Below are 26,020 nucleotides of genomic sequence, written 5' to 3'. Positions count from 1 at the left end.
GCCTGAATGTCCTCCGGTCTCCTGCCCCGCGCCACCCCGGCCGCCATGGGGGTCCCGTCCCGTGCGATCGGCGCGTTGCTCGACCGGCTCGAGGCCGGGCCGATCGAGCTGCACTCCATCATGGTCGTCCGCCACGGTCACGTGGTGGCCGAGGGCTGGTGGGCGCCGTACGCGGCCGACCGCCCCCACCTGCTGTACTCGCTGACCAAGTCGGTCACCTCGGTCGCGGTGGGGCTCGCGATCGCCGACGGCCGCCTCGCCCTGGACGATCGCGTGGTCGACGTGCTGCCCGACCACGTCCCGGACGGCCTCTCCGAGCAGGCGGGCCGCATCACCGTGCACGACCTGCTGTCGATGACGGCCGGGCACGACACGGACAGCCTCGGCGAGGCCTGGCAGCTGGAGCCGGGCGACCTTATGAAAGGTTTCCTTCGGGTTCCTTTTCCGACGCCGGGCCGGCACGCGTACGACAACGCGACCACCGGCGTCCTGGCCCGGATGGTGGAACGAGCCACCGGCCGGAACCTGCCGGATCTGCTCGACGAGCGCGTGTTCCATCCCATGGGCATCGACCACGCCGAGTGGGATCGGCTGGGCAGCGGTGCCGTCTTCGGCTTCCACGGGCTGCACCTGCGGACGGAGGCGGTAGCGGCCTTCGGCGAATTGCTGCTGCGCGAGGGCGCTTGGGGCGACCGGCAGCTCATTCCGCGCGAGTGGGTCGCTCTGGCCACCAGGAAGCACGCCGACACCTCGCACAAGGCGGACGAGTCACCCAACCCCGAAGGCCTGCACGGCTACGGCTACCAATTTTGGATGTCGCGTCACGGTTACCGGGCCGAGGGAGCGTACGGCCAGATGTGTGTGGTTGTGCCGTCGCACGATCTGGTGGTCGTCGTGACGTGCGGCGGCGGCCAGGACCCGGACATGCCGGCCGCGCTGTGGGACGTCCTGCTGCCCGGCCTGGACGGCACGGTCACTCCCGAGGACGACGACATCCTCGCGTCGCGGCTTCGGCGTTTGTCGATCCCGGTGGTACGGGGTTCGGCCGAACCCGGCCGGTCCGCCACGGCCAACGTCGTCGCCGCCGAGGACTCGGCGCTTCCCGCCGGGAGCGCGGTGACCGTCGAGCCGGTGGACGGCGGCTGGCAGCTTCGGCTCGGCCCATCCATCAAACTGGCCGTCGGCCACGGTGAATGGCGGGAGAGCTCACCACTGGGCCGCCCGGTCGTCGCCGGCGGCGCCTGGCAGGGCGACACGTTCGTCGCCGACCTGTTCGTCATCACCACGCCACACCGGGTCCGCCTGACTCTCGACGCCCGGGCCGGCACGGCCGTGGCCACGTGGAGCACGGTGCCCCTGACCACCAGCGACTTGGAGTTGCACCTGCGCTCGCCGCTGATGACCCGCCCCGACGTCGCCTGATACTCACCAGCCGTGGTGGGTGAAGCCGGCCCAGGCGGCTGTGTCGGGGGTGGTCAGGGAGCGGGCCTGGCGGGTGAGAGCGGGGGGCATGGCCGGGGGGATCTCGCGGTCGGGGTTGAGCATCCAGCGCTGGGCGTGGTTGAGGGCGTCGACGGGGTGCTTGCCGGCGGCGTGGACGTAGTGGTGGGCCATGAACATCAGCAGCGATGTCGAGTCGTCGGGGACGGGCCACAGGGAGCTGAAGACGCTGCGGGCGCCGGTGGCCAGGAAGGCGGTGGCCAGGCTGAAGGCCTCGTCGTGGGCGCCGCTCGGTACGCCGGTGGTGCAGGCGGCCAGGGCGACCAGGCCGATCGAGGCGACCCGCTTGGTGCGCAGGATGTCGCGGGCGGTCAGGCGGCCGCCGGTCAGGCGCAGGTGGGAGCCGTCGAGGCCGGGCCGTACGGCGCCGTGGCAGGCGAGGTGGAGGACGGAGCCGCCGCCGGCGAGCAGCCAATCCCGTACGGCCTCGGGGGTGGCCTGGTGTTGCAGCTCGGCTGTGGGGAGGAAGGCCGTTCGGACCGCTTCGGCCTCGGCCCGCGCGGCCGGGAGGTCATCGGTCGGGTCGGCGACGATGAGGGCCGGGGCCCGGGCGGGCACCGGCGGGCGTTCGGCGGTCTGGCACAGGAGGCGGGCCGAGGCGGCGTACGAGAAGGTGGCCAGCTCCACCGCCCGGGTGCCGTCGCGGTCGCGGGCGGCATGCCAGGGAACCGCCGCGAGGTCGCCCATCGGGATCAGCACGATGCGCGGCGCCCGGCCGATCCGCCAGGTGTCCAGAGTGGACAGCAAGCGGCCCATGACGGTGGACCAGGCCCAGTCGCACAGTTGATCGAGACCAGCTCGCCAGCCGCTCTCGTGGGGGTGAGGGGTGGTGGGGCCGGCGTCGCGGCTGTCGGGGTGAGGGGTGACTGAGCGGGCGTCGCGCGCGTGGGGGCGAGGAGTGGAGGGGGCGGCGTCGTGTGCGTGGGGGTGAGGAGTAAATGGGGCGGCGTCGTGTGCGTGGGGGTGAGGAGTGGAGGGGGCGGCGTCGTGTGCGTGGGGTTGAGCGGTGGCGGCGCGTGTGTCCAGCTGGGTGAGGTGGTGGGCGACGGGGCCGGTGGTGGTCAGGCTGGGCAGGGACAGGTGGGTGGGGCGGCGGCCGTCGGCGGGGACCAGGACGGCGTAGCCGGGGCCCTGGTCGTCGGCGGGGAGCAGGTAGACCAGGGCGTCGGCTCGGAGCCGGGTCAGGGCGGGGGCGATCTCGTCCAGGGGTGGGGGGTCGAGGACGTCCGGCACGGAGGCGTCGGTGAGCTCGCCGCCGGTCAGGGCGGCCAGGACGTCGGCCCGGACCTCGGGGTCGGTGGGGTCGCGCATCCAGCGTTCGAGGAGGTCGGGGCGTCCTAGGCCGTCGAGGCGGGCCGGGATGTCCATGGTGACCGTGGTGGCGTAGAGCATCAGGCAGCGGCCCGCGTCCAGGGCCGAGACGGCGCCCACGGGGTCGCCGTCCTCCAGGCACCAGCGGGCCACCTGCTTGGCGTTGTCGGCGGCGTCGCGGGCGGCCGATGCCGCGTCCTCGGTGCCGGCCTGCAGCAGCACCGACCAGGCGTGACCGCGCAGCGCGCGCCGGCCGGTCTCGCGGCTGAGGACGGCCCGGCCCGCCACCCGGTAGGCCATGCCGAGCGACATCAGGGTCGGGGCCCAGATGGGATGCCCGGGATGCCCGGCCGCCCGCTGCGCGTCGGTGAGCCGCCGGATCGCCTCGTCCAGCACCGGCCGGCCCCCGCCGAAGCCGGCGCCGGACGGGCCGCCGAAGCCGGGAGCGGACGGGCCGCCGAAGCCGAGAGCGGACGGGCCGGCGGTGTCGAGCTGGCTCTGGATGGTGAGCATCTGGCCGAGCATGCTGAGGATCAGCGCCCGATGGCGGTAGTCGGCCGGTGCGACCTCGGCCGCCTCCCGCAGGATCCGGATGCCCCGGCCGACCGCGGCCGCGTCCTTGGCGTCCAGAGCGGGCTGCAGAATGCCCATCGCGCTCATCAGCAGCCGCCAGGCGCGTTCGCCCGCGGCCAGCCCGGCCTCGTCGGCGTCCTCTTCGGACGCCTGGCCGGTCGCGCCGGCGAGCAGGCGGCGCATCGCCGTCGCCTGCGGGCCGGCCGGCATCTGGGCGACGGCGTCGGTCAGGGCGAGCATCTGGGCCGAGGCCTGGTCCAGCTCGCCGCGCTGGGCGGCGGCCATCCCCTCGGCGCCGGCCAGCATGGCCTCGGCCGCGGCGCGCCGGGCCGGGTCGAGCTCGCCGCTCTCGAGCAGGCCGCGGGCGTGTTCGGCGGCCGCGGTGGCGTCGGAATAGTTGCCCCGTTCGGTGCCGCGTTTGACCGCCAGGGCCATGCGCAGGCTGGGCAGCACCGCGCGGAGCTCGTTCTCGGGCGGGATCGTCTCGGCCAGCTCGTCGAGGCGGCGCAGGGACTCGGCGTGGTCGTAGCCGGGCTCGTCGGCGTAGGCGGCCATCACGTCGGTCATCGCGAGGATCAGGGCCGCGCTGCCGGGCATGGTCGGGTCGTCGCCGGCCTCGGCCACCATGGCGCGCACGGCCGGCAGGTCGACCGGCTGGCCCAGGAAGCCGGCCAGCAGGCGGCGCAGGGCCAGGTAGCGGCCGACCCCGCCGCGCTGCGGCCCCCGGTAGGTGGAGGCCGCGTAGTCGGCCAGGGCGGCGGCCAGCGTGGCCGGGTCGTGGTCGCGGTCGAAGCGGATGCCGAGGGCCCAGGCCCGGGCCAGCCGGTGGGCCGGGGTGGGGTGGTGGGCCGGGTCGGCCAGCTCGGCGATCACCCGGTCGAGGGTCTCGGTGGGCCACTCCAGCAGATCGGGCAGGACCGCGAGCGGATCGGTGACGAGCACACACCGACCGTAGAGGCTCAGGACGCCAAGCGCTTCTCCCGTTCGGTGGAGGCCCGGCTGGCCGCTTCGCCGCGCAGGGCTTCGTCCTGGGCGCGGGAGGCGAGCAGGGATTGCCGGGCCCGGGCCTCCAGCAGGCGGTGGGCGGTGTCGCGGTCGTGGGCGGGCAGGCCGGTGGCGGCGGCGACGATGTCGGGCTGCTCGGTGATGATCCGGTCCTGGATCATCGGGTGCAGGCCGAGCCACCACTCGGCCCGGCTCTTCGGGCTCCACGCGGCCAGCGCCGGACCGTCGATCCTCGGGTAGTCCGGCAGCTGGTCGCCGGGGCCGAAGTCCTCGCGGTAGCTGTTGCGGGCCAGGATCGCGGCGGCCCGCCGGTCGGCCTCGTCGGCGCGGGCCAGCACCTGGCCGATCTGTTCGGCGTACCCGTCGACGGTGGCCTGGGTGACCGAGCCGGCGAGCGCCAGGGGCACGGTGATCTCGCCGGAGTCGAGGTCGATGCGCAGGCCGCGCGCCCGGGCCTCGGTGACCAGCTGGTCGAGCAGGCGCCGGCACTGGTCGAGGTCGTCGGCGAACTCGCGGACGGCGACGCCGGTGGCGACGCAGTTGTCGTGCGCGTTGCCGAGGCGAACCCGCAGCCGCACGCCTTTGTCCCGGGCCGCCTGCGCGGCCGTACCGCCGAACCAATGGTCCTCGAGGTCGCTGGTCCGCAGGGTCAGGTCCTCCACGGCCCGGTCGAGGCGAAGGCCGAGCCGCATCCACTGCTCGGCCACACTCCGGACCGCCGCCAGGTCGGCCCGCAGCAGCGCCGGCAAACTGATGCTCATGGCATCCTCCCGGCCGACGCCTCGTCGGCGACCAGGTAGGCCAGGGCGGCCGTGCGCAGCTCCACCCCGTACGCCCGTACCTCGCCGGCCAGTTGCCCGAGCGTGACCTCCCAGCCGAAGCCGGAGGTCGAGAGCTGGGACGGGCACATGAGCGAGCCGGCGACGGCCTCGCCGGCCCGCATGGCCCACCCGTAGATGCCCGCGGCTTCCGTGGCGAGCCGGTCGCCCACCTCGGCCACTTCGTCCCCGTCGGCCAGGAGCGCGGGGACGTCCATACCGGTCATTGCATCACCCTCCGTGTCGTAGTCACTACGGAAGGTACAAGGGCTATGCCAGTACGGCGGTGGACTGCGGCTCGGTGCGGGTGATGCGCAGCCAGACCACGAAGCCCCAGATCACGAAGGCGGCGTAGACCGCGTACAGGACGGCCGACGGGTAGTACTTGAAGTGCAGCAGCTCGGGGACGCCGACCAGGTCGACCGCGATCCAGCACAGCCAGAACTCGACCCAGCCGCGGGCCATCGCGTACGTGGCCAGGATCGAGCCGACGAAGATCCACGAGTCGGCCAGGTAGTACCACCAGGGGACCGGGAAGCCGGCGCCGACGGCGCGGAAGACGAAGAAGCAGAGGAGTACGGCGACGAGCGCGCCACCTCCGTACAGCAGCCGTTGCCTGGGGGTGGCCCAGCGCGGCTGGACCGCGGTGCCGTCCGAGCGCGCGGCGTTGCGGTGCCAGCGCCACCACCCGTACACGCTGGTGATCAGGAAGAAGACCTGCCGGGCGGCCTGGCCGTAGAGCGGGGTGCCCTGATCGTTGCCGATCGCCTGGCCCGCGAAGACGGTGAAGAGCAGCACGTTGCCGACGATCCCGACCGGCCAGGCCCACGCGTTGCGGCGCAGCCCGAACAGAGCCGAGCCCAGCCCGAAGGCGTTGCCCACGATCTCGCGGTAGTAGATCGCCTGGTCGGCGGTCACCTGCCACTTGGCGGTGTAGAACGACGTCAGCAGCTGATCGAGCCAGGTCACGGCTCATCGTAGGATGAGATCCGGCCCGCCGGGGCATAGTGGGCGTGTGACCTCCCCCGCCACCGCCACCCGCCTCTATCAGGATGGCAAGGTCGTCGCCCAGGATTTCGGGCCCGACGACGCGCAGAACCAGCTCGACCAGCACCCCGGCTCGGTCCTCTGGCTCGATCTTCTCCACCCCGACGCGGCCGACCTCGACAAGATCGCCGCCGCCTTCGAGCTGCACCCGCTGGCCGTCGAGGACGCCCTGGCCGATCACGAGCGGCCCAAGCTCGACCGCTACCCCAACCACATCTTCCTCAACGTGTACGCCGTGGACCTCTCCGTCGAGGAGGGGAACCACCACTTCACCAAGGCCGAGCTGAGCGTCTTCGTCACCGACCGCGCGCTGATCACCGTGCGCAAGGCGCCGATCGACATCACCCGGCTCCCCGAACGCTGGGACGCCAACGCCGACCTGGGCCGCGACGGCGGGGTCGCGTTCCTGCTGTACGGGCTGCTCGACGTGGTCGTCGACGGGCACTACTCGGCCAGCCAGCAGCTGGACGCGGCGATGGACGGCGTCGAGGACGCCTTGCTGGAGGAGGGCGGCGCGCCGCGGCCCGTCCGCATGCACGCCATGGCGATCCGCAAGACAGTGGCCGCGTTCCGCCGGGCCATCGCGCCCATGCCGGAGCTGGTCGGCCAGGCCGCGCGGGCCGACCTCGACGTCGTCGACGAGCATCTGCGGCCGTACTTCCGCGACGTCGAGGACCACGCCAAGCACACCGTCGACCAGGTCGAGCATCTGCGCGAGCGGATCGAGCAGCTGTTGCAGGCCGACCTGGCCGAGCAGGGCAATGTGCTCAACGACGTCACCCGCAAGCTGGCCGCCTGGGCCGCCATCGTGGCCGTGCCGACCGCGGTGACCGGCTACTTCGGGCAGAACCTGCCCTATCCCGGCTACGACCGCTTCTGGGGCTGGCTGGTCAGCACCGCCCTGATCGTCGTCATATCCGGGGGCCTGTACGTCTCCCTCAAGCGCCGGGGCTGGCTGTAACCTGCCCTCTGTTCGATACGGGGAGGACGCATGACGACGCTCAGCGTTGAGGACGCCGACATCGCCTGGGGGACCGACGCGCCGGTGCTGCGGGGGGTCTCGGTGGAGGCCCGGCCGGGTGAGATCCTGGCCGTCACGGGCACCTCCGGGGCGGGCAAGACCACGCTGCTCAGCTCGATGGCCGGCCTGCTGCCGCCGGCGTCGGGCCGGGTGCTGGTGGACGGCGAGAAGCTGACCGACCGCGACCAGGCGGTGCACCTGGGCGTCGTGCTGATCCCGCAGGACAACGGGCTGGCCGCGATCCTGACGGCGGCCGAGAACATCTCGGTGGCCGTGATCGCCACCGGTGGCACCCCGGCCGAGGCGCGTCGCCGCACCGCCGAGTCGCTGGAGCCACTCGGCCTGTCGGCCCAGGCCAACCAGCTGATCGAGGAGCTCTCCGGCGGTCAGCAGCAGCGCACGGCGATCGCCCGTGGCCTGGCCCTGCGGGGCGAGGTGCTGCTGGCCGACGAGATCACCAGCGAGCTCGACGCGGCCAACCGGCAGCGGGTCCTGGAGCTGCTCAAGGCCGAGGCCGCCCGCGGCGCCGCCGTCGTCTTCGCCACCCACGACCCGGAGGCGGCCGCCGCCTGCGACCGCGAGCTGCACCTGGCCGACGGCGAGGCGGTCTGGGCCCGCCCTTAGTGTCTAGTGCTCGCCGGGGACCAGGGTGACCTCGCCGTCGACGTGCTGGACGGTGAAGAGCGTGCCGGGCGGGTAACTGCCCAGGACCTCGGGGGGCAGCTGGACGGTGCCGTCGCCCGCCACCACCGCGAAATCCTGCCCGTCGCGGCCCTCCGCCCCGACCCGGCCGTCGCGGATGGTCACCGCGCGGCCGAGACGGGCGCCGACCTCGTTGTCGTGGGTGACCACGACGATGGTGGTCTGGCGTTCGGCGTTGACCGTCTCCATGGCCGCGAGGACCTCGTCGCGGCCGGCCGTGTCGAGGCGGCTAGTCGGCTCGTCGACCAGCAGCAGGCCGGGGCCGGTGGCGATGCCGACGGCCAGGGCGGCCCGCTGGCGGCCGCCCGGGGTCAGGTCGGACAGGCGCTGGCGGCCCTGGCCGGGCAGGCCGACCAGGTCGAGGATGCGGTCGGGGTCGTCCAGGCTGATGCCGCGGGTGTGCGCGGCGCGGCGCTGGGCCAGCCAGATGTTGCGGTGCAACGTGGCGTACGGCAGAAGGTTGCGCGCGGCGCCCTGCAGGACCACCCCGATCTCGGTGCCGCGCAGGCGGCTGACCTCGCCGTCGGAGAGCTTGCCCATGTCGTACGTGCCGATGTTGATCCGCCCGGCCGAGGGGCGCATCAGACCGGCCAGCAGGGCGATCAGGGTGGACTTGCCGGAGCCGGAGGGGCCGACCAGGGCGATGGTCTCGCCGGGGGCGATGGAGAGGTCGACGCCGGCCAGCGCGACCACGTCGCCGGCCTCGGCCCGGTAGATGTGCACCACGCGGCGGCAGGCCACGGCGAGTCCGTTCATGGACCACACCGTAGCGAAGGCGGCGGCGCATCTTAAGGTGTGCCCGTGCGCGACATCGCCGTATTCTCCGGATCCGCCCATACCGAGCTCGCCGCCGAGATCTGCCACCACCTCGGCGTGCCGCTGTTGCCGACCAAGACCTCGAGGTTCGCCAACGACGCGATCGAGGTGCAGTTGCAGGGCAACTGCCGCGAACGTGACGTCTTCCTGATCCAGCCGCTGGTCCCGCCGACCCAGGAGAACCTGGTCGAGCTGCTGTTCATGCTGGACGCGGCGCGCGGCGCCTCGGCCGGGCGGATCACCGTGGTGCTGCCCCACTACGCGTACGCCCGCAGTGACAAGAAGGACGCGCCGCGCATCTCCATCGGCGGGCGGCTGGTGGCCGACCTGCTGACCACCGCGGGTGCGAACCGCGTGCTGGCCATGACGCTGCACTCGCCGCAGGTGCACGGCTTCTTCAGCATCCCGGTCGATCACCTGCACGCGCTGCGCGAGCTGGCCGACCACTTCAAGGGCTACGACCTGAGCAACACCGTCGTGGTCTCGCCCGACCTGGGCAACGCCAAGGAGGCGGCGGCGTTCGCCCGGCTGCTCGGGGTCGGGGTCGCGGCCGGCGCGAAGCAGCGGTTCGCCGACGACAAGGTGGTCATCAGCACGGTCATCGGCGACGTGTCGGGCAAGGACGTGATCGTGCTCGACGACGAGATCGCCAAGGGCAGCACGGTCTTCGAGCTGCTGGCCCGTCTGCGCGAGCGGGATGTCCGCAGCGTACGGGTGGCCTGCACGCACGGCCTGTTCGCGGCGAACGCGGTGCAGCGGCTGGCCGATGAGAAGGACGTCGAGGAGATCGTCTGCACCAACACGGTGCCGATCGCGCCCGGCACCCACAGCGACAAGCTGACCGTGCTGTCGGTGGCGCCGGCCCTGGCCGAGGCGATGCGCCGCATCCACAACGGCGAGTCGGTCAGCGCCTTGTTCGCCTGAGTTCGATTAGGGCGGGGGACGGGGAGGGCAAGACTCCGTCCCCCGAAAGCACAAGGTCATCCGCCGGGTCGAGCTCAGCTCCTTTCGCCTGTCGCTGAGTGAGATGGGAGCGCTCCCATCGATGAATGTAACTCCAAGACCTGGTTTGCGCTAGGCGGTCGTGCAGGTTGCTGTCGGCGTGGCCGGGGTGCCGGAGGCGATGAAGCCGAACGACGTCGAGGCGCCGGCGGCCAGGGAGCCGTTGTAGGTGGCGTTCGTCGCGGTCACGGTGGTACCGCTGGACGACACCGTGGCGTTCCAGCCCTGCTGCACCGAGGCCGCCGACGGGTAGGCCAGGGTGACCCGCCAGCCGCTGATCGCGGCCGTGCCCGCGGTCACGGTGACGGTGCCCTGGTAGCCGCCCTGCCACTGGCTGCTCACCGAGTAGGTGGCCGAGCAGGCGCCTGACACGGGCGGGGTCGTGGTGGCCGGCGGCGTGGTCGCCGGGGGAGTGGTCACCGGCGGGGTGGTGGCCGGCGGCGTGGTGGCCGGCGGGGTCGTGGTCGTGCCGCCGAAGTTGATGTCACTGCAGAAGTAGTACGACTGGTCCGAGTGGCTGGCCTGCCAGATCGTGTAGACCATGGCCCGCCCGCTGCGGCCGGAGACCCGCACCGGCGCGCTGATCGCGACACCGTTGCTCAGCTGCTCCGGCCACTGTGCGGCCGGCGTGTTGCCGAGCTCGGTCACCTTGTCCAGATCGGACCACTTCAGCGCCTGCGTCGTGGGATCGAAGCCCGGCTTGGTCACGTACACCCGGATGTAGTCGGCCCCGTGGCGGGCGCCGTCGAAAAGGCGTACGTCGAAGGAATTGCCGACGTTGGTGGCCTGCCAGTTGCCGATCGCGTCCATGGCGTTGTAGCGGCCGCTCACGGTGTGCCCGGCGCTGCACAACTGGCCGTCCGGGATGGCAGCCTGGTGATTGCCGGCCACGCCCTCGCGGAACAGGCCGTTCCAGTTCCACATGGCGTTCGGGTCGGCCTGCCAGGCCTGCCAGCACATCGGGTCCTGGGTGGCCATGGCCGGGTCCTGGAACTTGCTGCCCCAGCGCTCGAAGCAGCCGTAGTTCCGGGACGCGGGCCCGGTCACGTTGCCGTGCGCCGAGGCCGGCCCGGACGGGGCGAGAACGGCGATCGCGGCGATGAGGACGCCGACGACCGCGCTGACTATCAGGGATTTACGCATGAGGGCTGTGCTCCGCAGTGTCTGATGAACGCTGGCGGATGACTGCCCTCGGTCTCCGCGGAAGTGCCGGCGCGTGTGGACACCCTGTCGATAAAATTGATTAATGTCAATACACGATCGATGTCCGCCGCGGAGCGGCAGCTGATCGTGGCCAAGGCGCCCTGCCCGGGCTGGACGACGACGACCGTGCGGTCGGCCGGCTCGCGTGGACGCCGGGAGCGCGGCATCCCACGACCGCCCTCCTCGCCGCGGCGGCCTGGGCCGGGTCCGGTACACAAGGCTGATGGATTCGTTGCAGGAGGCGGCTCGGCTGCTGGCTGAAGCCGGGCGGGTCGTCGTGTTCACCGGGGCCGGGATGTCGGCTGAGAGTGGCATTCCTACCTTTCGGGACTCGCTGACCGGGTTGTGGGCGCGGTACGACGCGCAGGAGCTGGCTACGCCGGAGGCGTTCGAGCGGGATCCCGAGCTCGTCTGGAGCTGGTACGAGTGGCGGCGGGCGGCCGTCGAGCAGGCCGTGCCCAACGCCGGGCATGAGGCGGTGGCGGCGATCGGCGGGGTGCTGATCACGCAGAACGTGGATGATCTGCACGAGCGGGCCGGCTCCCCTGACCCCGTACATCTGCATGGAAGTCTCTTCGCGCCGCGCTGCTCGGTCTGTGAGAAGCCGGCCGGCTCGAAGGTCTGCGCCGAGTGTGGGGGGCGGGCCCGGCCGGGGGTGGTCTGGTTCGGGGAGCAGTTGCCGGCGGCGGCTTTGACGAAGGCCGTCGAGGCGGCCTCGGCGTGCGATCTGCTGATCACGGTGGGGACGTCGGGGCTGGTCTATCCGGCGGCGGAGATTCCGCACGTGGCGGCGAGGGGCGGGGCGGCCGTCATTCAGGTGAATCCGCAGCCCACCCCGCTGGACGAGGTGGCCACGGTCAACCTGCGGGGCACGGCGGCGGCGCTGTTGCCCGCGATGCTCAGGGAAAGCACAGGGTAAAAACCTGGCGAACCGCCACCAAGGCCCCCGTAAGGCGCGGATCATGTCGTCATGGGTGTCATGGCTTACCCCCTCCGGTACGCGCTCGCCGACCTGGCCCTGGCGCTCAGCCGGGTCTCGCACGACCCGGCGGCGGTGCAGTCGACGGCGGCCCGCGCGGCCGCCGACATGATCGGTGACGGCGCGGGTGTGCAGCTGCTGCGCGACGACGGCCGGTACGACGGGATCACGTACCACCACATCGACGACCAGCGGTCGGCGTCGATGTCGCGGGTGCTCGACCACGTCGACCAGCTGCCCGACGACGACTTCTCGACCGCGATGGCGGCCAGTCGCCGGCCGATCGTGCTGGCCGGCGACGGTGTCGAGCCGCTGGCAGGCGAGGAGCACGAGATCCACGCGGCCGTCCTGTGCCCGGTGATCGTCGACAACACGTACGCCGGTTATCTGGTGTTGACCCGGGAGGCCAGCGGCTCGTCGTACACGTCGGCCGAGGTCGAGCTGGCCCGGGACATCGCCGGTGAGCTGGCCCTGGCCTGTTCGAGCGCGCGGGCCCTGGAACGGCTGCGGGCCAGCGAGGAGCGCTACCGGCGGGTCCTGGAGACCATCCCCGAGGGGGTGCTCCAGCTGGATCACGACGGCGTCATCACGTACGCCAACGAGCCGATCGGGGTCGTGCTCGGCATGCCGCGCTCGCAGCTGGTCGGGGTGTCGCTGCGCGGCTTCCTCAACGACCAGGGGCAGAAGGAGCTCAACCGGCGGATCAAGGAGTGCACGCAGGGCCGCTCGACCGTGGGCGCGACCCGGCTCATGCGGGCCGACGGCTCGCAGCGCAGCGTGCGGATGAGCATGATGCCGCTCAACGACGACCACGGCGCCTTCAACGGCGTGGTCTGCATGGTCGCCGACACCACCGACCACATCGACGCCCGCGGCCTCAAGCGCCAGCTCGACCACCTGCGCCGGCTCGACAGCCTGGGCCAGCTCATCGGCGGCATCTCGCACGACTTCAACAACCTGCTGACCGTGGTCGGCGGGTCGGCCGAGATGATCACGTCGACGACGCCCGAGGACCACCCGAACCACAAGCTGGCGGCGGACATCCTGGAGGCGGTGGGCACCGGGCGTACGCTCACCCATCAGCTGCTGGCGTTCGGCCGCAGCGAGGGCAACCGGCCCGAGATCATCCCGATCCCGGACCTGCTGACCGACGTCCAGTCGCTGTTCAGCCGCACGCTGGGCGAGCACATCGGTCTCGACCTGGCCTTCGGCCCGGACGTGTGGCCGGTCCGGGCCGAGCGCGGCCCGCTGGAGCAGGCCCTGGTCAATCTGGCCGCGAACGCCCGCGACGCCATGCTGCACGGCGGCATGCTGCGGGTGGCCGCGATGAACGAGGTCATCGACGAGAACAAGCGCGCCCAGCTGGGCCTGCCGGCCGGCCGGCTCGTGCACATGGTCATCACCGACACCGGCGTCGGCATGACCGAGGAGGTACGCCAGCGGGCGCTGGAGCCGTTCTTCACCACCCGCCCGACGGCGGCCGGTCTGGGCCTGGCCACCACGGCCGGCATCGTGCAGGGTCTCGGCGGGCACATCGAGCTCGAGTCGGCGCCCCGGATGGGCACGACCGTGCACCTCTACCTGCCGGCGGCCGAGGAGAAGACGGCCTCGGCCGAGGGCCGTCAGGGCGCGCCCGCGGTGATCGGCCGGGTGCTGATCGTCGAGGACCAGCCGGAGGTGGCCCAGCTCGTGCAGCGGCTGATCGAGCCGGCCGGGTACGCGATCACGGTCGCCACCGACGCCCTGCAGGCGGTCACCCAGGTGGCCGGCGGGGCCCACCCGGACCTGCTGATCACCGACGTGGTGATGCCGACGATGACCGGGCCCGAGCTGGCCTCGGCGCTGCGCACGCACCGCCCGGATCTGCCGGTGCTGTTCATGTCGGGTTACACGGCGGCCTCGCTCGGCCCGCAGCTGCACCTCGACGACAACAGCATGCTGATCGAGAAGCCGTTCACCCGCTCGACGCTGCTGGGCGCGATCCGCACGCTGTGCGGGCCGCAGCCGACCACGCCGTAGGAACGAGCCCGCCCGCGAGCGGGTAACGGGATTTCCGCGACTCCTACCAAAGGTGCGAACTCGGGCGCCAAAGCTTGCTAATCGATCCGGACAAACCGCAATATTCCGGGGCACTGTCGCCGCCGGAAGGACAACCGAGTGTCTCAGGATCGCACGAGAGATCGGACGAACCGCGGAGCACGCGCCGAAGCGGACGGCACGTCGACCATGGACCTGAGCGGGCGCTGCGTCGGCAGCTCGTACGTGCTGCGGCAGCCGATCGGCCAGGGCGCCACCGGCACCGTGTGGGAGGCCCTCGACCGCGCGTCCGGCGAGGCCGTCGCGGTCAAGCTCCTGCACGAGAGCCTGCTGCGCCAGCCCAAGCTGGTCACCCGCTTCGTGCAGGAGCGCACCATCCTGCGGATGCTGCGCCACCGCAACGTCGTGCGGGTCCGCGACCTGTTCAGCGTCGGCGAGACCCTCGGCCTCGTGATGGACCTGGTCGCCGGCGGCAACCTGCGCGACCTGCTGCGCGCCGAGCACACCATCGCCCCCGGCGAGGCGGCCCGGCTGACCGCCCAGGTGGCGGCGGCGCTGGCCGAGGCCCACGAGCTCGGCGTGGTGCACCGCGACCTCAAGCCGGACAACATCCTGCTCGACACCGGCGACGGCCCGCCCGAGACCCGGCTCACCGACTTCGGGGTGGCCCGCATCCTCAACACCCCGAGCATGACCACACCCAGCTCGGTCTTCGGCACGCCGCACTACATGTCGCCGGAGGCGTTCCGGGGCGCCACGGCCAGCCCGGCGACCGACGTGTACGCGTTCGGGGTGCTCCTCTACGAGCTGGTCAGCGGTCACCCGCCGTACCGCAGCGACTCGATCCCCGAGCTGATGCAGCTGCACCTGGCCGGGCACCCGGAGCGCCGGCCCGGCATCCCGGACGAGCTCTGGGACGTGATCACGGCATGCATGGAGCAGAAGCCGCGGCTGCGCCCGACCGCGGCCGAGCTGGTGGCCGAGCTCTCCGACCTGGCCAAGCAACTCGCCTCGGCGCCGGCCCTGGACCCACCGGCCGCGGTCCTGGAGGCGCCGGTCGCCGCCTCCGACCCGGCTGCCGCTTTCGGTCCGCCGGCTGCGGCTGTGGCTTTCGGTGCGCCGGCCGCCGCTGAGCCGGGGGCGCCCGCCCGGTCGGCCGTTCCCAAGCCTCGCCACGAGCAGCGCCGCAACGACGCGCCGAAGTGGCGCTGGGCCCGCCCCGGCGTGACCCTGTCGATGGTGGCCGGCGCGATGGCCGTCTCCGCCGTGATCACCACCGCCTGGCACCTCGGCCGGGCCGGCGCCGAACCCCAGGACCTGGCCGCGCCGCAGGTGATCACCGTCCCGGCCACGCAACGGCCGACCACGCCGTCGTCCCCGCCCCGCCAGCGCCAGGCCGCCACCAGGGACGATCGGCGGCCGGCGGCCACGACGACGCCGGTTCCGGCCGTTCCCCAGGCGGCCCGGCCGGCCGTCGTGATCAGTTCAACCCCTGCGGCCGTACGGCCGAAGCCCGCACCCACCACGAAAGCGCCACCGCCGCGATCACCGCAACCCGAGGCCAAGCCGTACGGGCCCTGGAACTGCACCCAGTCGTTCGCCATCGACTTCCGCAACCGGACCGGCCTGGGGGTGAAGCCGTGCCAGATGCTCGGCCGTGACATCCGCTACCAGGCCTCGCTGACCGCGCCCGGCAACGGCGCCCGCGGCAGCATCACCGTCTCGCTGCAGGACGTCGGCACCGGAAGAACCGTGGCCGGCCCCAAGACCTGCGACGGCCTGTCCTTCGACGGGAACGCCGCCACCCGCAGCTGCGGACCGGCCGGGGCCCGGCCCGCCCGCGGCCACGACTACGCCGTGGTGGTCTCCTACCGCTACGAGCGCGACGGCCGCACCCTGGCCAACACGGCCAAGGGGTCCAGCTTCGCGTGGTGAGGAATTAAGTCGCGGGGTCTGTGGTTCTGGCCTACCGTGATCCGCATGTTCGCCTCCGGTATGAAGCAGCCCGCATGGGCCGCTCCCGCGTGCGCGCATGTCGATACCCGAATCTGACCCTTCCCCGTAGCAGCAGAACCGCAGGGGAAGGGTGGATCTCTGCGCGCGGTTCTGGCGCGCTCTGCCCGGCAAACAGGGCGTGCACCCCTCATCTCTGCCTCGCATCCAGTGAGGATCCCATCATGGCCAAGAGCCAGTTCATCCGTACGAAGCCGCACGTCAACATCGGCACGATGGGTCACGTCGACCACGGCAAGACGACCCTGACCGCCGCCATCACGAAGGTCCTGGCCGACCGCGACCCGGCAACCAACCGGTACGTGGCGTTCGAGGGCATCGACAAGGCCCCGGAGGAGGCCGCCCGCGGCATCACCATCACCATCGCGCACGTCGAGTACGAGACCCCCAACCGGCACTACGCGCACGTCGACATGCCCGGCCACGCCGACTACGTGAAGAACATGATCACGGGCGCGGCCCAGGTCGACGGGGCGATCCTCGTCGTCAGCGCCCAGGACGGCTCGATGCCGCAGACCCGCGAGCACGTGCTGCTCGCCCAGCGGGTCGGCGTGCCGTACCTGGTCGTGGCGCTCAACAAGAGCGACGCGGTGGACGACCCGGAGCTGCTCGACCTGGTCGAGCTCGAGGTGCGGGAGCTGCTCAGCGAGTACGGCTTCCCCGGCGACGAGGTGCCGGTCGTACGCGTCAGCGCGCTCAAGGCGCTCGAGGGCGACCCCAAGTGGGTGGCCTCGATCGGCGAGCTGCTCGACGCGGTCGACGACTACGTGCCCGTGCCCGAGCGCGAGCTCGGCGAGCCGTTCCTGATGCCGATCGAGAACGTGCTGACGATCAGCGGTCGCGGCACGGTCGTCACCGGCAAGGTGGAGCGCGGCACGCTGCGCGTCGGCGAGCCGGTCGAGGTGGTCGGGCTCGGCCCGACGGTGGCCTCGGTCGCCATCGGGATGGAGACGTTCGGCAAGTCCCTGGCCTCGGCCGAGGCCGGCGACAACGCGGGCATCCTGCTGCGCGGCGTCAAGCGCGACCAGGTGGAGCGCGGCCAGGTGGTCGCGGTCCCCGGGTCGGTGACGCCGCACCGGGTCTTCGAGGCCCGGATGTACGCGCTGACGAAGGAGGAGGGCGGCCGGCACACGCCGTTCGCATCGGACTACCGGCCCCAGTTCTACTTCCACACCACCGACGTCTCGGGCGGCCTCGACCTCGGCGACCGCGACCTGGTCATGCCCGGCGACACGCTGGACAAGGTCACGGTGACCCTGGGCAAGCCGGTCGCCCTGGAGGTGGGCCTCGGCTTCGCGGTCCGCGAGGGCAACCGCACCGTCGCCGCCGGCACGGTGACGGCCCTGCTCGACTGAGGTGACAAGGACGGCCCCGGCCCACTCGGGCCGGGGCCGTCCGTCATCGGGCGAGCCGGCCGAGCCAGTCGCGCAGCAGCGCGGTCTCGGCCGGGCGCAGCGGCAGAGCGGCCTCGCCGTCGAGGGCGTTGTCGAGGGCGAGGGCCCGGGAGGCCACGCCCGGATCCGCCGGTGGGGGCGGGTCGGTGGTGAAGAAGCCGATCAGGACGTCTCGCATCTTCGCGGACACGGTGGGATCGCGGTCTTCCTCGGGCGCGGCGATGAGCGACAGCGTGACCCCGGTGGCGGCGGCCAGGCACAGATCGGCCGCGAGGGCCGGTGGCACCCGCAGCTGCCCCGCCGCGGCCACCCGGTCGAGAAAACCGCGCAGCAGCTCATGCGCCTCACCCGCGGCCGGCGGCCGGCGCCCCGGCCGGTCGGCGCCGAACATCAGCAGGTAGAGGGCCGGATGCCGCAGCCCGAAGTTGACGTGCAGGTCCCAGCCGCGGCGCATGTCCTCGACCGGATCGCCGGTGGACGCCACCGCGGTCTTCTTCTCCGCCAGATAGCGGTCGAAAGCCCGCACGGCGAGCGCCGCCAGCAGCCCGTCCTTGTCGCCGAAGAACTGGTAGAGCGACGCGGCGCGGATGCCGGCCGCCGCGGCGACCGACCGGGTGGAGACCGCCTGGGCCCCGTCCCGCTCGAGGATCTCGGCCGCGGCCTCGAGGATCTGATCCCGTACCCGGCTTTTCTCGTCGTCCACGGTGGCAATGCTACGGGCTTCGGTGTATCACTGGAACGTGGCAGTGCTACGGCAGATAGCGTGGCAGTGATACGACGAGGAGACGTCATGAATCGGGTGGGATACGGCGCCATGCAACTGGCGGGGCCGAACGTCTGGGGCCGACCGGACGACGCCGAGCCGGCGCGGCAGCTGCTGCGCCTCGCGGTCGAGCTGGGGGTCACGTTCTTCGACACCGCGAACGCGTACGGGCCCCGCACGGTCAACCAGCTGATCGGGGAGGCGCTGCGGCCGTTCCCGGAAGACGTGATCGTCGGCAACAAGGTCGGCGCGGGGCGCGGGCCGGACCGGTCGTGGATCATCACGGATCACCCGGACACGGTCCGCCGGCAGGTGCACGAGGCGATCGAAGACCTGGGCGTGGAGGTGAGCGAGCTAACGTACCTGCGGCTGCCCGGCGACACCCCCGGCGCGGCGGAGAGCACCGGGGTGCCGCTGGAGGACTCGCTCGGTGTGCTGGCCGAGCTGCGCGAGCAGGGCCTCATCCGCCGTATCGGCCTGTCCGGAGCCTCGCCGGAGATGCTGGCCCGGGCGCAGGCGATCACGCCGATCGCGGCGGTGCAGAACCGGTTCAACCTGCTCGACCGCAGCGGTGTGCAGGTGCTCGCCGACTGCGAAGCCCAAGGGATCACGTTCGTTCCCTACTTCCCGCTCGCCGCGGGCCGGCTCGCCGGCTACGACGAGCTGACCGGGCCCGCTCAACGGCTCGGCGTGACGCCGGCCCAGGTCGCGCTGGCCTGGCTGCTGCGCCGGTCACCCGCCATGGTCGTCATCCCCGGCACGGCGAACCCCGATCACCTGCGGGCCAACGTCGCCGCGGCCGGCGTCGCCGACGAGCTGACGGACGCCGAGGTGACCCGCCTGACCGGCCTGGTCGACGAGTCGGCGGCGGTCCTCGCCGGCACTACAGTGGCCGGGTGATGCTGCCGCTGCCCGAGGGCGAGTTCGACGCGTACCTGTTCGACTGTGACGGCACGATCGCCGACTCGATGCCGATCCACTACAAGGCCTGGCAGCAGGCGCTGGGGGAGTGGGGGGCCGACTTCCCTGAGGAGCTGTTCTATGCCTGGGGCGGCCGGACGCCGGTCGCGGTGATCGAGACGCTGAACGCTCAGCAAGGGCTGGCGATGCCGGTCGAGCTCGTGAACGAACGCCGCGAGCAGGTCTTTCAGGAACTCCTGCCCAGCGTCTCGGCGGTGCCCGAGGTGCTCGAGCACATCCAGGAGGCGTACGGCAAAGTGCCCTTCGCCGTCGTCTCGGGCAGCAGCCGCGAGTCGGTGACAGCCTCGCTCACCGCGCTCGGCCTGCTCGACCGCTTCGATGTCATGGTCTGCGCCGGCGAATATTTGAACGGCAAGCCCGACCCGGAGTGCTTCCTGACCGCGGCCGAACTGCTCGGCGTCGCCCCCACCCGCTGCGTCGTCTTCGAGGACGCGGAACTAGGCCTGCAAGCCGCCGCAGCTGCGGGGATGGCTGCCGTTCGGGTGCCGCCACCGTGGCAGCGACACCCATCGACCGCGAGCTGATGCACATTCCGCCGGTCATTGGGGCTTATCCACAGGCCCGCCGGCTGTCCACAGGCCGCCCGCGCGACCCCGCGATTTTCGGAATAATGGACGTCGGGGAGGCCCCCTGGGAGGGTGGGCTCCGTGGGCTCAGCTCAGCTGCAAATAATCGAGGTTGAAGCCGCCCGTTTCGCAGTAAAGGGTGACCAGCTGGTCGCCCGCGGCCAAGGTCACCGGGACGTGCACGGACTGGTAGGTGGCCCAGCCGCCGGTGGTCGGCACCGACACCGTGGCCAGCTTGGTGCCGGTCGCGTCGCGGAACGAGATGGCGTCGGGGGCGGCCGCGCCGGTGCCGTTGGCGACTCGCAGCTCCAGGTCGTACGTGCCCGGCTGGACCACGTCGACGCGGTAGGTGAGGGAGTTGCCGGGGGCGGTCCAGCCGATGTTCTTGCCGCCGCTGGCGGAGGCGTTCGATTCGACGAAGTTGGCGCCGCCCTCGGCCCAGCCGGTCTGGGCGGTGTAGGCCTCGGCCTCGACGCGCTGGCCGATGGGGGCGCCGTGCGGGGCGACGGTCAGCGCCACCTTGATCGTGTCGCGGGTGGCGCCGTCGGTGACGTGGAAGGTGAGCTGGTGCGTGCCGACCTGGGTGGGGCGGACGGTGACGACGCCCGTCGTGGCGTTCAGTGACACGCCGGCGGGCAGATCCGTGGCGTAGTAGGCGAGGCGGTCACGGTCGCGGTCCGTCGCGGTGAGGCGGAACGTCGTGGTCGCGTACTGGTCGGCGGTCACCGCCGGGAAGTCGCGCAAGACCGGTGCGTGGTCACGGCGGGGGGTTTCGGCCTTCCAGCGGTACGTGGCGTAGGCACCGGCCGGCACCTCGACGACGAAGTCGCGGTCGGCGAGCACGACTCGTACATGAGAAGTTGTGGGGTTGCTGTTGGCCAGGATGGCGGTGAACTGGTCGCCGTCGCGGTAGACCACGTTGCTGACGCCGTTGGCGGGCGCGCTCGACTCGACGCGCACGTCGTCCGGGGAGAGGTAGCGGGCGAACTGGCCGAGCGGGTACAGCTCATCGCGTACCGTCGCGGTCCTGGTCTCGGTGTTGACCTTGACCAGGCGGTCCGGCCACTTGGTGGTGCGGCCGACCTCCTCCCAGTCGACGTTGTTGTCGCGCTTGTCGGTCCAGTGCAGGGTGCCGCCGGTCTGGTCGGTCGTCTGGGCCCACAGGGTGTAACTGCTGGCGTTCAACCGGAAGTAGTTGAGCACCGTGGCCGGGTTGAGATCGCTCGTCTCCGTCATGTGGACCGGCTTGCCGAACTCCTCGTAGGCGTCGCGCATGACGGCCGGATCGCCCCAGTAGGGGTGGAAGGCGATGGCGTCGGCCGCCCGCCGCGTGGCCGGGTCGTTCATGATCCGGTAGTAGTTCTTGGTGGCGGTGCTGTTCGGGTCGCGCCAGTCCCAGAAGTTGAAGTCGTGCACGTAGAGCTGCGTGCTCTTACCGGCCTTGCGCAGCTCCCGTTTGATGGCGACGGCGAGCTTCTGCTGCTGCTCGACACTGATGTCCATGGCCGGATAGACGACGTCCATGCCCGGCTCGTTGAGCAGCGTCAACGCGTCGACCTTGATGCCGTGCCGGGCGTACGCCTGCACGTACTTGACGTAGTAGCGGGCGAACACGTCGATGCAGTCGTCGCGCAGCTTGCCGACCTGGTAGTGCTCGGTGGTGCTGCCCGGCTTGAGCGCGACCTCGCCGGTGAACTTGTTGTTGGTCTTCATCCAGGCCGGCGCGCTCCAGGCCGAGGCGAAGAACGTGGCCCGCGGGTTGTACTTCTGGATCAGCTTGATCGTGTCGATCATGTGCAGGTCGATGTCGCGCTGGATCGAGAAGTACTTGAGGTCGAAGTCGCTGGTCACGCCGGGCGGCAGCTCGTCGTAGGACCAGAACGGCAGGTGCTCGATCAGGTCGGGGCTGCCGATGGTGAGCCGGAAGCGGTCGAAGCCGGCTCCCGACCGCGGGTCGGCCAGCAGGCGGATCGTGCGCTCGCGCTCGGCCGGGGTCAGCTTCCACAGGTTGGAGACGCTGGTCTCGTCGATCGAGAAGCCGATGCCGCTGTAGTGCTGCCGCTCCTGCGAGGGGTCGATCACGACGGTCGCGTCGGCGTTCCGGTCCCGCTGGGCGCCCGGCAGGGGCTGCCACTGATGGGCCGCCCCGGTCGAGTAGGTACCGGTCACCTGCACGCCGTGCCGGCCGCCGGCCATCGCGGGTGGGGCCATCGCCAGGGTCGTCGCCGCGACGGCCAGCGCCGCGGTCACCGTTCGGTTCACCGAGTCTCCTCGCATCGACAGATGGTCATTCGTCTATCGGGCGGAGTTTATTAAGGTCTTTAACTAACGCGCAACACTTTGGAAATCCGGAACTCGGGCATGCTGGGCGGGTGCAGCCGTTCGCTCTCTTCCCCTCGATGGGGGAGTACCCGGTCTATGACGACGCGGTCTACGACGGGCTGGCGGCGGGGGATGCCCGGTGGCGGGCTTACGCGGACGCGCTGGCCGTCGCCGCGCCGGGTCGCGTGGTGCTCGATGTGGGCACGGGACGGGATGCCTTGTGGGCCCTTGTCGCCGCTCGCGCGGGGGCCCGGCACGTCTACGCGATCGAGGCGTCTCCCGCCTTCGCCGCCGCGGCTCAGGCGGCTGTCCACGCTGCCGGACTTTCCCGGCAAATCACCGTGCTGCCCGGCTTCGCCGCAGATCAGATCCTGCCCGTACGCGCCGAGGTGTGTGTCTCCGAGGTCATCGGCAACATCGCGTCGGCCGAGGGCGCCATCCCGATCCTGAACGACTGCCGCTCGCGCCTCTGCACCCCCGACTGTGTCTGGATTCCCTTCCGCGCCCGCACGATGATCGCAGCCGTCGACGTCGGTGAGCCGGAGTTGGCTCCGGAGTGCCGCCCGCTGGTCGACCGCGTGCTGGCCGCCCGGGCCGCGCTCTTCGGCGTTTCCGGTCCCGGCGGACCCCAGGGCACGGGTGCACCCGCGGGCGAAGGTGCGCCCGCAGGTGAGGGCGCGCTCCTGGGTGAGGGCGCGCTCCTGGGTGAGGGCGCGCTCCTGGGTGAGGGCGCGCTCCTGGGTGAGGGCGCGCCCCGGGGCGAAGGTGCGCCGCCGAGTGTGGGCGTGACGCTTGGATCGGCCGCGCCTTTGGGCTCGGGTGCTTTGGTGGATTCGGCCGGGCTTCAGGGCGGGTCGGCGTTGGAGGGGCTGCGGCTCTGTCTGGGTGGGCCGGCGTGGGCGGCGCTGGTGTCGCGGCCGGCCGTTGTCGAGTCCGATGTCTTCGACAGTCGCCGCCCGCCGCCCATGTCGGAAATTTCCGCTGATGTGGAGCTGCCGTTGTCCGGCGGGACCGCCAGCGGGCTCCTGCTCTGGTCGCGGGTGGCGGTTGCCGCCAGCGGCCGGGAGGTGGACACATTGGAGAGTGACACGCGCGCCTGGGCCCCGGTCTACGTGCCGGTGCCGTTCGCCGGCGGGCGCGTGACCTTCACCCGCCGCACGAGCGACGACGGTGTCCACCCCGACTACGAGCTGGCCGTCGACGGAGCGCTTGTCTGGCGCAGCCCGCACCACGTCAGCCGGTGGACGGGGTGACGCCCGGCTCAGCCCGCGCCGCCACGGTTCGTCGGAGGGGTGACTGTCTGGCGCAGTCTGCGCCGCCTCGGTTCGTTGGAGGGGTGACTGTTTGGCGCAGTCTGCGCCGCCACGGTTCGTCGGAGGGGTGACTGTCTGGCGCAGTCTGCGCCGCCACGGTTCGTCGGAGGGGTGACTGTCTGGCGCAGTCTGCGCCGCCTCGGCTCGTTGAGGGGTGACTGGCTGGCGTGGGCCGGGCGTCAGGCTCTACGAGAACGGGGTGACTGGGCGCTCTTGCAGCTCGCCGTCCACGTACGTGTCGACCTTTTCGTCGTAGAAGGCGATCAGGCCGGCGATGGGGGCGACCGCGGGGAAGGGCTGGCCGTAGGACCAGGCCAGGTCGGGCTGGTCGCCGACGGCCCAGTAGTCGCTTGTGCGGCCCTTGTAGGGGCAGTGGGTGCTGGTGTCGGTGTGGGTCAGAGCGTCGAAGTTCACCGCCGTGCGGTCCAGGTAGTACCGGGTGGGCAGGCCTGTTTCGAACAGCAGGACCGGGGCGTGCGACTCGGCCAGCACGACACCGTCGAGCTCGACCCGTACGTGGCGGGTCGAGCGGAGGGCGTCGACCCGGTGGTACGGGTCGCGGGGGTGGCCGAAGATCTCCTCGTCCTCCTCGAACCAGGCGTCCAGCGCGTCCCACTCGAAGCGGACCAGGCCCTCGAGCGCGGGCAGCTTGCTCTCGATGTAGTGCCGGGCGGCGGCCGGGCGGTGCACGTCGCCCACCCTCAGTCCGAGGCGGCGGGCCCGGCCGCGGCTGAGGCGCTGCTCATGCTCCTCGTCGACGATGACGTCCTTGGCCACGTCGTCGATCGGGATGTAGTAGGCCGGGAAGTTGACGGTCTCCCACAGGTAGAAGGCCTGCGTCGTGTCGATGACGATGCGCCCGTTGAGCATCGCGCGCACCCGGCGCGGCGAGGGCTCGATCTGGTTGACCGCGGCGATCGACCGCGGGTAATTGGTCCCCATGGACCGACGCTAGCCCTGCCCGTTGGCTTTGCGGATGGTTGCGCCGAGTGAGTTGAGGAACTCCGGGTTGTCGTCCGGCGCGACGAAGACCGGGCGCTCACGGAGGCGTACCGCCGGAATGGGTCGCCCCTTGACGAACCACGCGATCGCCGCGAGGGGCGAGACCAGCAGGATGGCGAAGGTCCACGCGCCGCGAGGCGCGAAGCGGATCTTGTCCTCGTCGGCGTTCCAGCAGTCGATCAGGGCGCAGGCGACCAGAGCGACGTCGAACAGCAGCAGCAGGGCGTAGACGTTGGCCATGGGGGCAACAGTGACCGGCCGGGACCGCACATCGAGGTCCCGGCCGGGTGCGCTTGGGTTAGAGGGCGGGCAGGTATCCGTACCGGTAGCCGTTGGCGTTGGGGTGGAAGGAGTTCTGCGGCGGCAGCAGGGTCAGGCCGTTGAGGTACGGCGACGACGAGCAGATGCCGTGGCCCTGGAACTCGTCGCGGACGTCGGACCAGGTGAAGCCGGCCGCCTGGGCGCGGTCGCGGATCAGGTCGTCGAGCACCTGGGCGCCCTCGTTGAGGGCCCGCCGCTTGGTCAGGCTCATGCCGGCCAGGCCGCAGGAGGCCGACGAGGTGTCGAACAGGATCGGGTAGCCGAGGACGATGACCCGCGCGGCCGGGGCCTTGGCCTTGATCGCGGTGTACGTGGCGTCGAGCTTGGCCCCGAGCGTGGTGGTGATGTCGGCCCGGGCCGCGGCGACCGTCCGTACGCAGGCCGCGTCGCTGGAGACCTGGCAGCTCAGCACGGTCGGAGCGAAGCCGGCGTCGTTGCCGCCGATCGTGATGCTGATCAGGTCGGCGCCGGCCGGGATGGCCGGGGCCTGCGTGTTGATGACGTCCCCGGTGACCGCGCCCCCGCAGGTCAGGTTGGTGAAACTCGTGGGCTTGTTGACGGCCGCCCAGAGGGCCGGATATCCGTAAGGGCTGCGCAGGCAGGTGCCGCTCTGCGAGGGGGCGCCGACCCCCGAGGAATAGGAGTCGCCGAGCGCGACGTAATCGGTGGTCGCTTCGGCCGCCGCGGCTCGGGTGGCGCCGGCGATCAACAGCAGTGCGGACAGGGCGAGGACGAACAGTCGCCTGCTCATGGGGTGGCCTCCGGTCCGTGGGGGAGAGGAAGCCGGAGCGCTCCGGTGCTCGCACGCTAAAACGCGGTCCCGATAAAAGATATGCGTCGATATTCTTGGTACGCCGGAGTAGCGTTTACTCGTTCGTGGCGGATTCACACGGGTGCCACAGGCGATCTTCAGGCTGTGTCCAGTCGGCCGCACTAGCTTCTTCACATGGAAGAAGAACGGGCACGACGAATCGTCGAAACGCTGCGCGCGCGCAACATCTTCGCCCATGTGAAGCTGCCGCAGGCGGGCATCACGCAGTACGGCATCCGGGTCGTCCTCCCCGACGGCCGCGAGGCGATCTGGGACAACGACGGCACCGCCGGCCTTGAGGCGCAGATCATGCGCAACGGGATCCTGGTCGGGTTCGTCGCCTCCATCCCCGAGTCCGAGAACTACGGTGACGGCCAGATCGTCGAGGCGATCGCCACCGCCGACTACGACCGGCCGGTCGGCCGTTCCCGCCCGTCTTCCGCGCCGCGTCCGGCCACTACGGCGCCGCGCTCCTCGGGCTCGCTGGCCCAGCGGCTGCGCAGCGGATTCCGGGGCTGAG

The 26,020-nt window shown here is 71.6% G+C and carries 23 protein-coding genes; 12 read left to right on the top strand and 11 right to left on the bottom strand.

From position 1 onward, the window contains the following. Positions 1-6: 6 nt before the first annotated feature. Complete coding sequence (locus tag AB0J66_RS15935; protein ID WP_364660413.1) at positions 7-1,422, top strand: serine hydrolase; 1,416 nt, start codon at positions 7-9, stop codon at positions 1,420-1,422. Positions 1,423-1,425: 3 nt separating this feature from the next. Here the strand turns inward: AB0J66_RS15935 and AB0J66_RS15930 are convergent, their stop codons facing one another. Genes AB0J66_RS15930 through AB0J66_RS15915 form a run of 4 tightly spaced genes read right to left on the bottom strand, consistent with a single transcriptional unit; the run spans position 1,426 to position 6,176 of the window. Beyond that, positions 1,426-4,326 carry a CHAT domain-containing protein gene (locus AB0J66_RS15930; RefSeq protein WP_364660412.1) on the bottom strand — a complete coding sequence of 967 codons (2,901 nt, stop codon included), beginning with the start codon at positions 4,324-4,326 and terminating at the stop codon, positions 1,426-1,428. A 17-nt stretch (positions 4,327-4,343) separates the two neighbouring features. Next, positions 4,344-5,150 (bottom strand): hypothetical protein, encoded by an 807-nt coding sequence (locus tag AB0J66_RS15925; protein ID WP_364660410.1) that lies wholly within the window; start codon positions 5,148-5,150, stop codon positions 4,344-4,346. Next, positions 5,147-5,434, bottom strand: a complete 288-nt coding sequence (locus AB0J66_RS15920; protein WP_364660408.1) for a hypothetical protein — start codon at positions 5,432-5,434, stop codon at positions 5,147-5,149. Before AB0J66_RS15920 ends, AB0J66_RS15925 begins: the two co-directional genes overlap by 4 nt. Before the next feature lie 43 nt (positions 5,435-5,477). Then, positions 5,478-6,176 (bottom strand): nicotinamide mononucleotide transporter family protein, encoded by a 699-nt coding sequence (locus AB0J66_RS15915; RefSeq protein ID WP_364660406.1) that lies wholly within the window; start codon positions 6,174-6,176, stop codon positions 5,478-5,480. Positions 6,177-6,222: 46 nt separating this feature from the next. Between AB0J66_RS15915 and AB0J66_RS15910 the strand changes: the two genes are divergently transcribed. Together AB0J66_RS15910 and AB0J66_RS15905 are read left to right on the top strand one after the other, a co-directional pair. Continuing rightward, complete coding sequence (locus tag AB0J66_RS15910) at positions 6,223-7,215, top strand: magnesium transporter CorA family protein (protein ID WP_364660404.1); 993 nt, start codon at positions 6,223-6,225, stop codon at positions 7,213-7,215. Positions 7,216-7,245: 30 nt separating this feature from the next. Then, on the top strand, positions 7,246-7,899 hold the full coding sequence (locus tag AB0J66_RS15905; protein WP_364660402.1) for an ATP-binding cassette domain-containing protein: 654 nt from the start codon (positions 7,246-7,248) through the stop codon (positions 7,897-7,899). 3 nt (positions 7,900-7,902) lie between these two features. Here AB0J66_RS15905 and AB0J66_RS15900 read toward each other — a convergent pair whose 3' ends face one another. Continuing rightward, entirely contained in the window at positions 7,903-8,733 is an 831-nt protein-coding gene (locus AB0J66_RS15900) for an ATP-binding cassette domain-containing protein (protein WP_364660400.1), read from the bottom strand. 45 nt (positions 8,734-8,778) lie between these two features. On the opposite strand from AB0J66_RS15900, the gene AB0J66_RS15895 reads away from it, so the two are divergent. Next, positions 8,779-9,717: a ribose-phosphate pyrophosphokinase gene (locus tag AB0J66_RS15895; protein WP_364660398.1), complete on the top strand. Its 939-nt coding sequence runs from the start codon at positions 8,779-8,781 to the stop codon at positions 9,715-9,717. A 150-nt stretch (positions 9,718-9,867) separates the two neighbouring features. Here AB0J66_RS15895 and AB0J66_RS15890 read toward each other — a convergent pair whose 3' ends face one another. Next, the gene (locus AB0J66_RS15890; protein WP_364660396.1) at positions 9,868-10,938 is read right to left on the bottom strand and encodes a lytic polysaccharide monooxygenase; all 1,071 of its coding nucleotides are present in this window, start codon (positions 10,936-10,938) and stop codon (positions 9,868-9,870) included. Positions 10,939-11,221: 283 nt separating this feature from the next. On the opposite strand from AB0J66_RS15890, the gene AB0J66_RS15885 reads away from it, so the two are divergent. The 4 genes from AB0J66_RS15885 (at position 11,222) to tuf (ending at position 17,382) form a co-directional block, all read left to right on the top strand. Further along, positions 11,222-11,917 (top strand): NAD-dependent deacylase, encoded by a 696-nt coding sequence (locus tag AB0J66_RS15885; RefSeq protein ID WP_364660394.1) that lies wholly within the window; start codon positions 11,222-11,224, stop codon positions 11,915-11,917. 60 nt (positions 11,918-11,977) lie between these two features. Further along, positions 11,978-13,996: a response regulator gene (locus AB0J66_RS15880; protein WP_364660392.1), complete on the top strand. Its 2,019-nt coding sequence runs from the start codon at positions 11,978-11,980 to the stop codon at positions 13,994-13,996. A gap of 138 nt (positions 13,997-14,134) precedes the next feature. Then, on the top strand, positions 14,135-15,949 hold the full coding sequence (locus tag AB0J66_RS15875; protein WP_364660390.1) for a protein kinase: 1,815 nt from the start codon (positions 14,135-14,137) through the stop codon (positions 15,947-15,949). 242 nt (positions 15,950-16,191) lie between these two features. Beyond that, positions 16,192-17,382, top strand: a complete 1,191-nt coding sequence (tuf, locus tag AB0J66_RS15870; protein WP_364660388.1) for an elongation factor Tu — start codon at positions 16,192-16,194, stop codon at positions 17,380-17,382. 43 nt (positions 17,383-17,425) lie between these two features. Here tuf and AB0J66_RS15865 read toward each other — a convergent pair whose 3' ends face one another. After that, on the bottom strand, positions 17,426-18,124 hold the full coding sequence (locus tag AB0J66_RS15865) for a TetR/AcrR family transcriptional regulator (RefSeq protein ID WP_364660386.1): 699 nt from the start codon (positions 18,122-18,124) through the stop codon (positions 17,426-17,428). Positions 18,125-18,211: 87 nt separating this feature from the next. On the opposite strand from AB0J66_RS15865, the gene AB0J66_RS15860 reads away from it, so the two are divergent. Both AB0J66_RS15860 and AB0J66_RS15855 read left to right on the top strand, forming a co-directional pair. Continuing rightward, positions 18,212-19,084, top strand: coding sequence for an aldo/keto reductase (locus AB0J66_RS15860; RefSeq protein WP_364660384.1), 873 nt, complete (start codon positions 18,212-18,214; stop codon positions 19,082-19,084). Beyond that, positions 19,084-19,689, top strand: coding sequence for an HAD family phosphatase (locus AB0J66_RS15855; RefSeq protein WP_364661187.1), 606 nt, complete (start codon positions 19,084-19,086; stop codon positions 19,687-19,689). The genes AB0J66_RS15860 and AB0J66_RS15855 overlap by 1 nt, the downstream gene beginning before the upstream one ends. Positions 19,690-19,818: 129 nt before the next feature. On the opposite strand, the gene AB0J66_RS15850 is transcribed toward AB0J66_RS15855, so the two are convergent. Then, positions 19,819-21,993 (bottom strand): carbohydrate-binding protein, encoded by a 2,175-nt coding sequence (locus AB0J66_RS15850; protein WP_364660382.1) that lies wholly within the window; start codon positions 21,991-21,993, stop codon positions 19,819-19,821. Between the two features lie 110 nt (positions 21,994-22,103). On the opposite strand from AB0J66_RS15850, the gene AB0J66_RS15845 reads away from it, so the two are divergent. Next, positions 22,104-23,306, top strand: coding sequence for a hypothetical protein (locus AB0J66_RS15845; protein ID WP_364660380.1), 1,203 nt, complete (start codon positions 22,104-22,106; stop codon positions 23,304-23,306). A gap of 246 nt (positions 23,307-23,552) precedes the next feature. Here AB0J66_RS15845 and AB0J66_RS15840 read toward each other — a convergent pair whose 3' ends face one another. The 3 genes from AB0J66_RS15840 to AB0J66_RS15830 are packed head-to-tail and all read right to left on the bottom strand — an operon-like array spanning position 23,553 to position 25,440. Next, complete coding sequence (locus tag AB0J66_RS15840) at positions 23,553-24,308, bottom strand: DUF427 domain-containing protein (protein ID WP_364660378.1); 756 nt, start codon at positions 24,306-24,308, stop codon at positions 23,553-23,555. Between the two features lie 9 nt (positions 24,309-24,317). Further along, positions 24,318-24,608: a PLDc N-terminal domain-containing protein gene (locus AB0J66_RS15835; protein WP_364660376.1), complete on the bottom strand. Its 291-nt coding sequence runs from the start codon at positions 24,606-24,608 to the stop codon at positions 24,318-24,320. Between the two features lie 58 nt (positions 24,609-24,666). Continuing rightward, entirely contained in the window at positions 24,667-25,440 is a 774-nt protein-coding gene (locus AB0J66_RS15830) for an SGNH/GDSL hydrolase family protein (RefSeq protein ID WP_364660374.1), read from the bottom strand. Between the two features lie 195 nt (positions 25,441-25,635). Between AB0J66_RS15830 and AB0J66_RS15825 the strand changes: the two genes are divergently transcribed. Further along, entirely contained in the window at positions 25,636-26,019 is a 384-nt protein-coding gene (locus AB0J66_RS15825) for a hypothetical protein (RefSeq protein WP_364660372.1), read from the top strand. The last annotated feature ends 1 nt before the right edge of the window (position 26,020 follow it).

Origin of the sequence: Actinoplanes sp. NPDC049598 (assembly GCF_040675435.1) — a bacterium.
Lineage (GTDB): Bacteria > Actinomycetota > Actinomycetes > Mycobacteriales > Micromonosporaceae > Actinoplanes.
The sequence above is the reverse complement of the archived record's forward strand: the minus strand, read 5'-3'. Positions and strand labels throughout refer to the sequence as shown.

Coding starts and splice junctions, on each gene's coding strand:
- AB0J66_RS15835 (WP_364660376.1), bottom strand. CDS start 24,608: ATGGCCAACGTCTACGCCCTGCTGCTGCTGTTCGACGTCGCTCTGGTC.
- AB0J66_RS15840 (WP_364660378.1), bottom strand. CDS start 24,308: ATGGGGACCAATTACCCGCGGTCGATCGCCGCGGTCAACCAGATCGAG.
- AB0J66_RS15900 (WP_364660400.1), bottom strand. CDS start 8,733: ATGAACGGACTCGCCGTGGCCTGCCGCCGCGTGGTGCACATCTACCGG.
- AB0J66_RS15925 (WP_364660410.1), bottom strand. CDS start 5,150: ATGAGCATCAGTTTGCCGGCGCTGCTGCGGGCCGACCTGGCGGCGGTC.
- AB0J66_RS15885 (WP_364660394.1), top strand. CDS start 11,222: ATGGATTCGTTGCAGGAGGCGGCTCGGCTGCTGGCTGAAGCCGGGCGG.
- AB0J66_RS15860 (WP_364660384.1), top strand. CDS start 18,212: ATGAATCGGGTGGGATACGGCGCCATGCAACTGGCGGGGCCGAACGTC.
- AB0J66_RS15935 (WP_364660413.1), top strand. CDS start 7: ATGTCCTCCGGTCTCCTGCCCCGCGCCACCCCGGCCGCCATGGGGGTC.
- AB0J66_RS15830 (WP_364660374.1), bottom strand. CDS start 25,440: ATGAGCAGGCGACTGTTCGTCCTCGCCCTGTCCGCACTGCTGTTGATC.
- AB0J66_RS15855 (WP_364661187.1), top strand. CDS start 19,084: ATGCTGCCGCTGCCCGAGGGCGAGTTCGACGCGTACCTGTTCGACTGT.
- AB0J66_RS15905 (WP_364660402.1), top strand. CDS start 7,246: ATGACGACGCTCAGCGTTGAGGACGCCGACATCGCCTGGGGGACCGAC.
- AB0J66_RS15920 (WP_364660408.1), bottom strand. CDS start 5,434: ATGACCGGTATGGACGTCCCCGCGCTCCTGGCCGACGGGGACGAAGTG.
- AB0J66_RS15890 (WP_364660396.1), bottom strand. CDS start 10,938: ATGCGTAAATCCCTGATAGTCAGCGCGGTCGTCGGCGTCCTCATCGCC.
- AB0J66_RS15880 (WP_364660392.1), top strand. CDS start 11,978: ATGGCTTACCCCCTCCGGTACGCGCTCGCCGACCTGGCCCTGGCGCTC.
- AB0J66_RS15825 (WP_364660372.1), top strand. CDS start 25,636: ATGGAAGAAGAACGGGCACGACGAATCGTCGAAACGCTGCGCGCGCGC.
- tuf (WP_364660388.1), top strand. CDS start 16,192: ATGGCCAAGAGCCAGTTCATCCGTACGAAGCCGCACGTCAACATCGGC.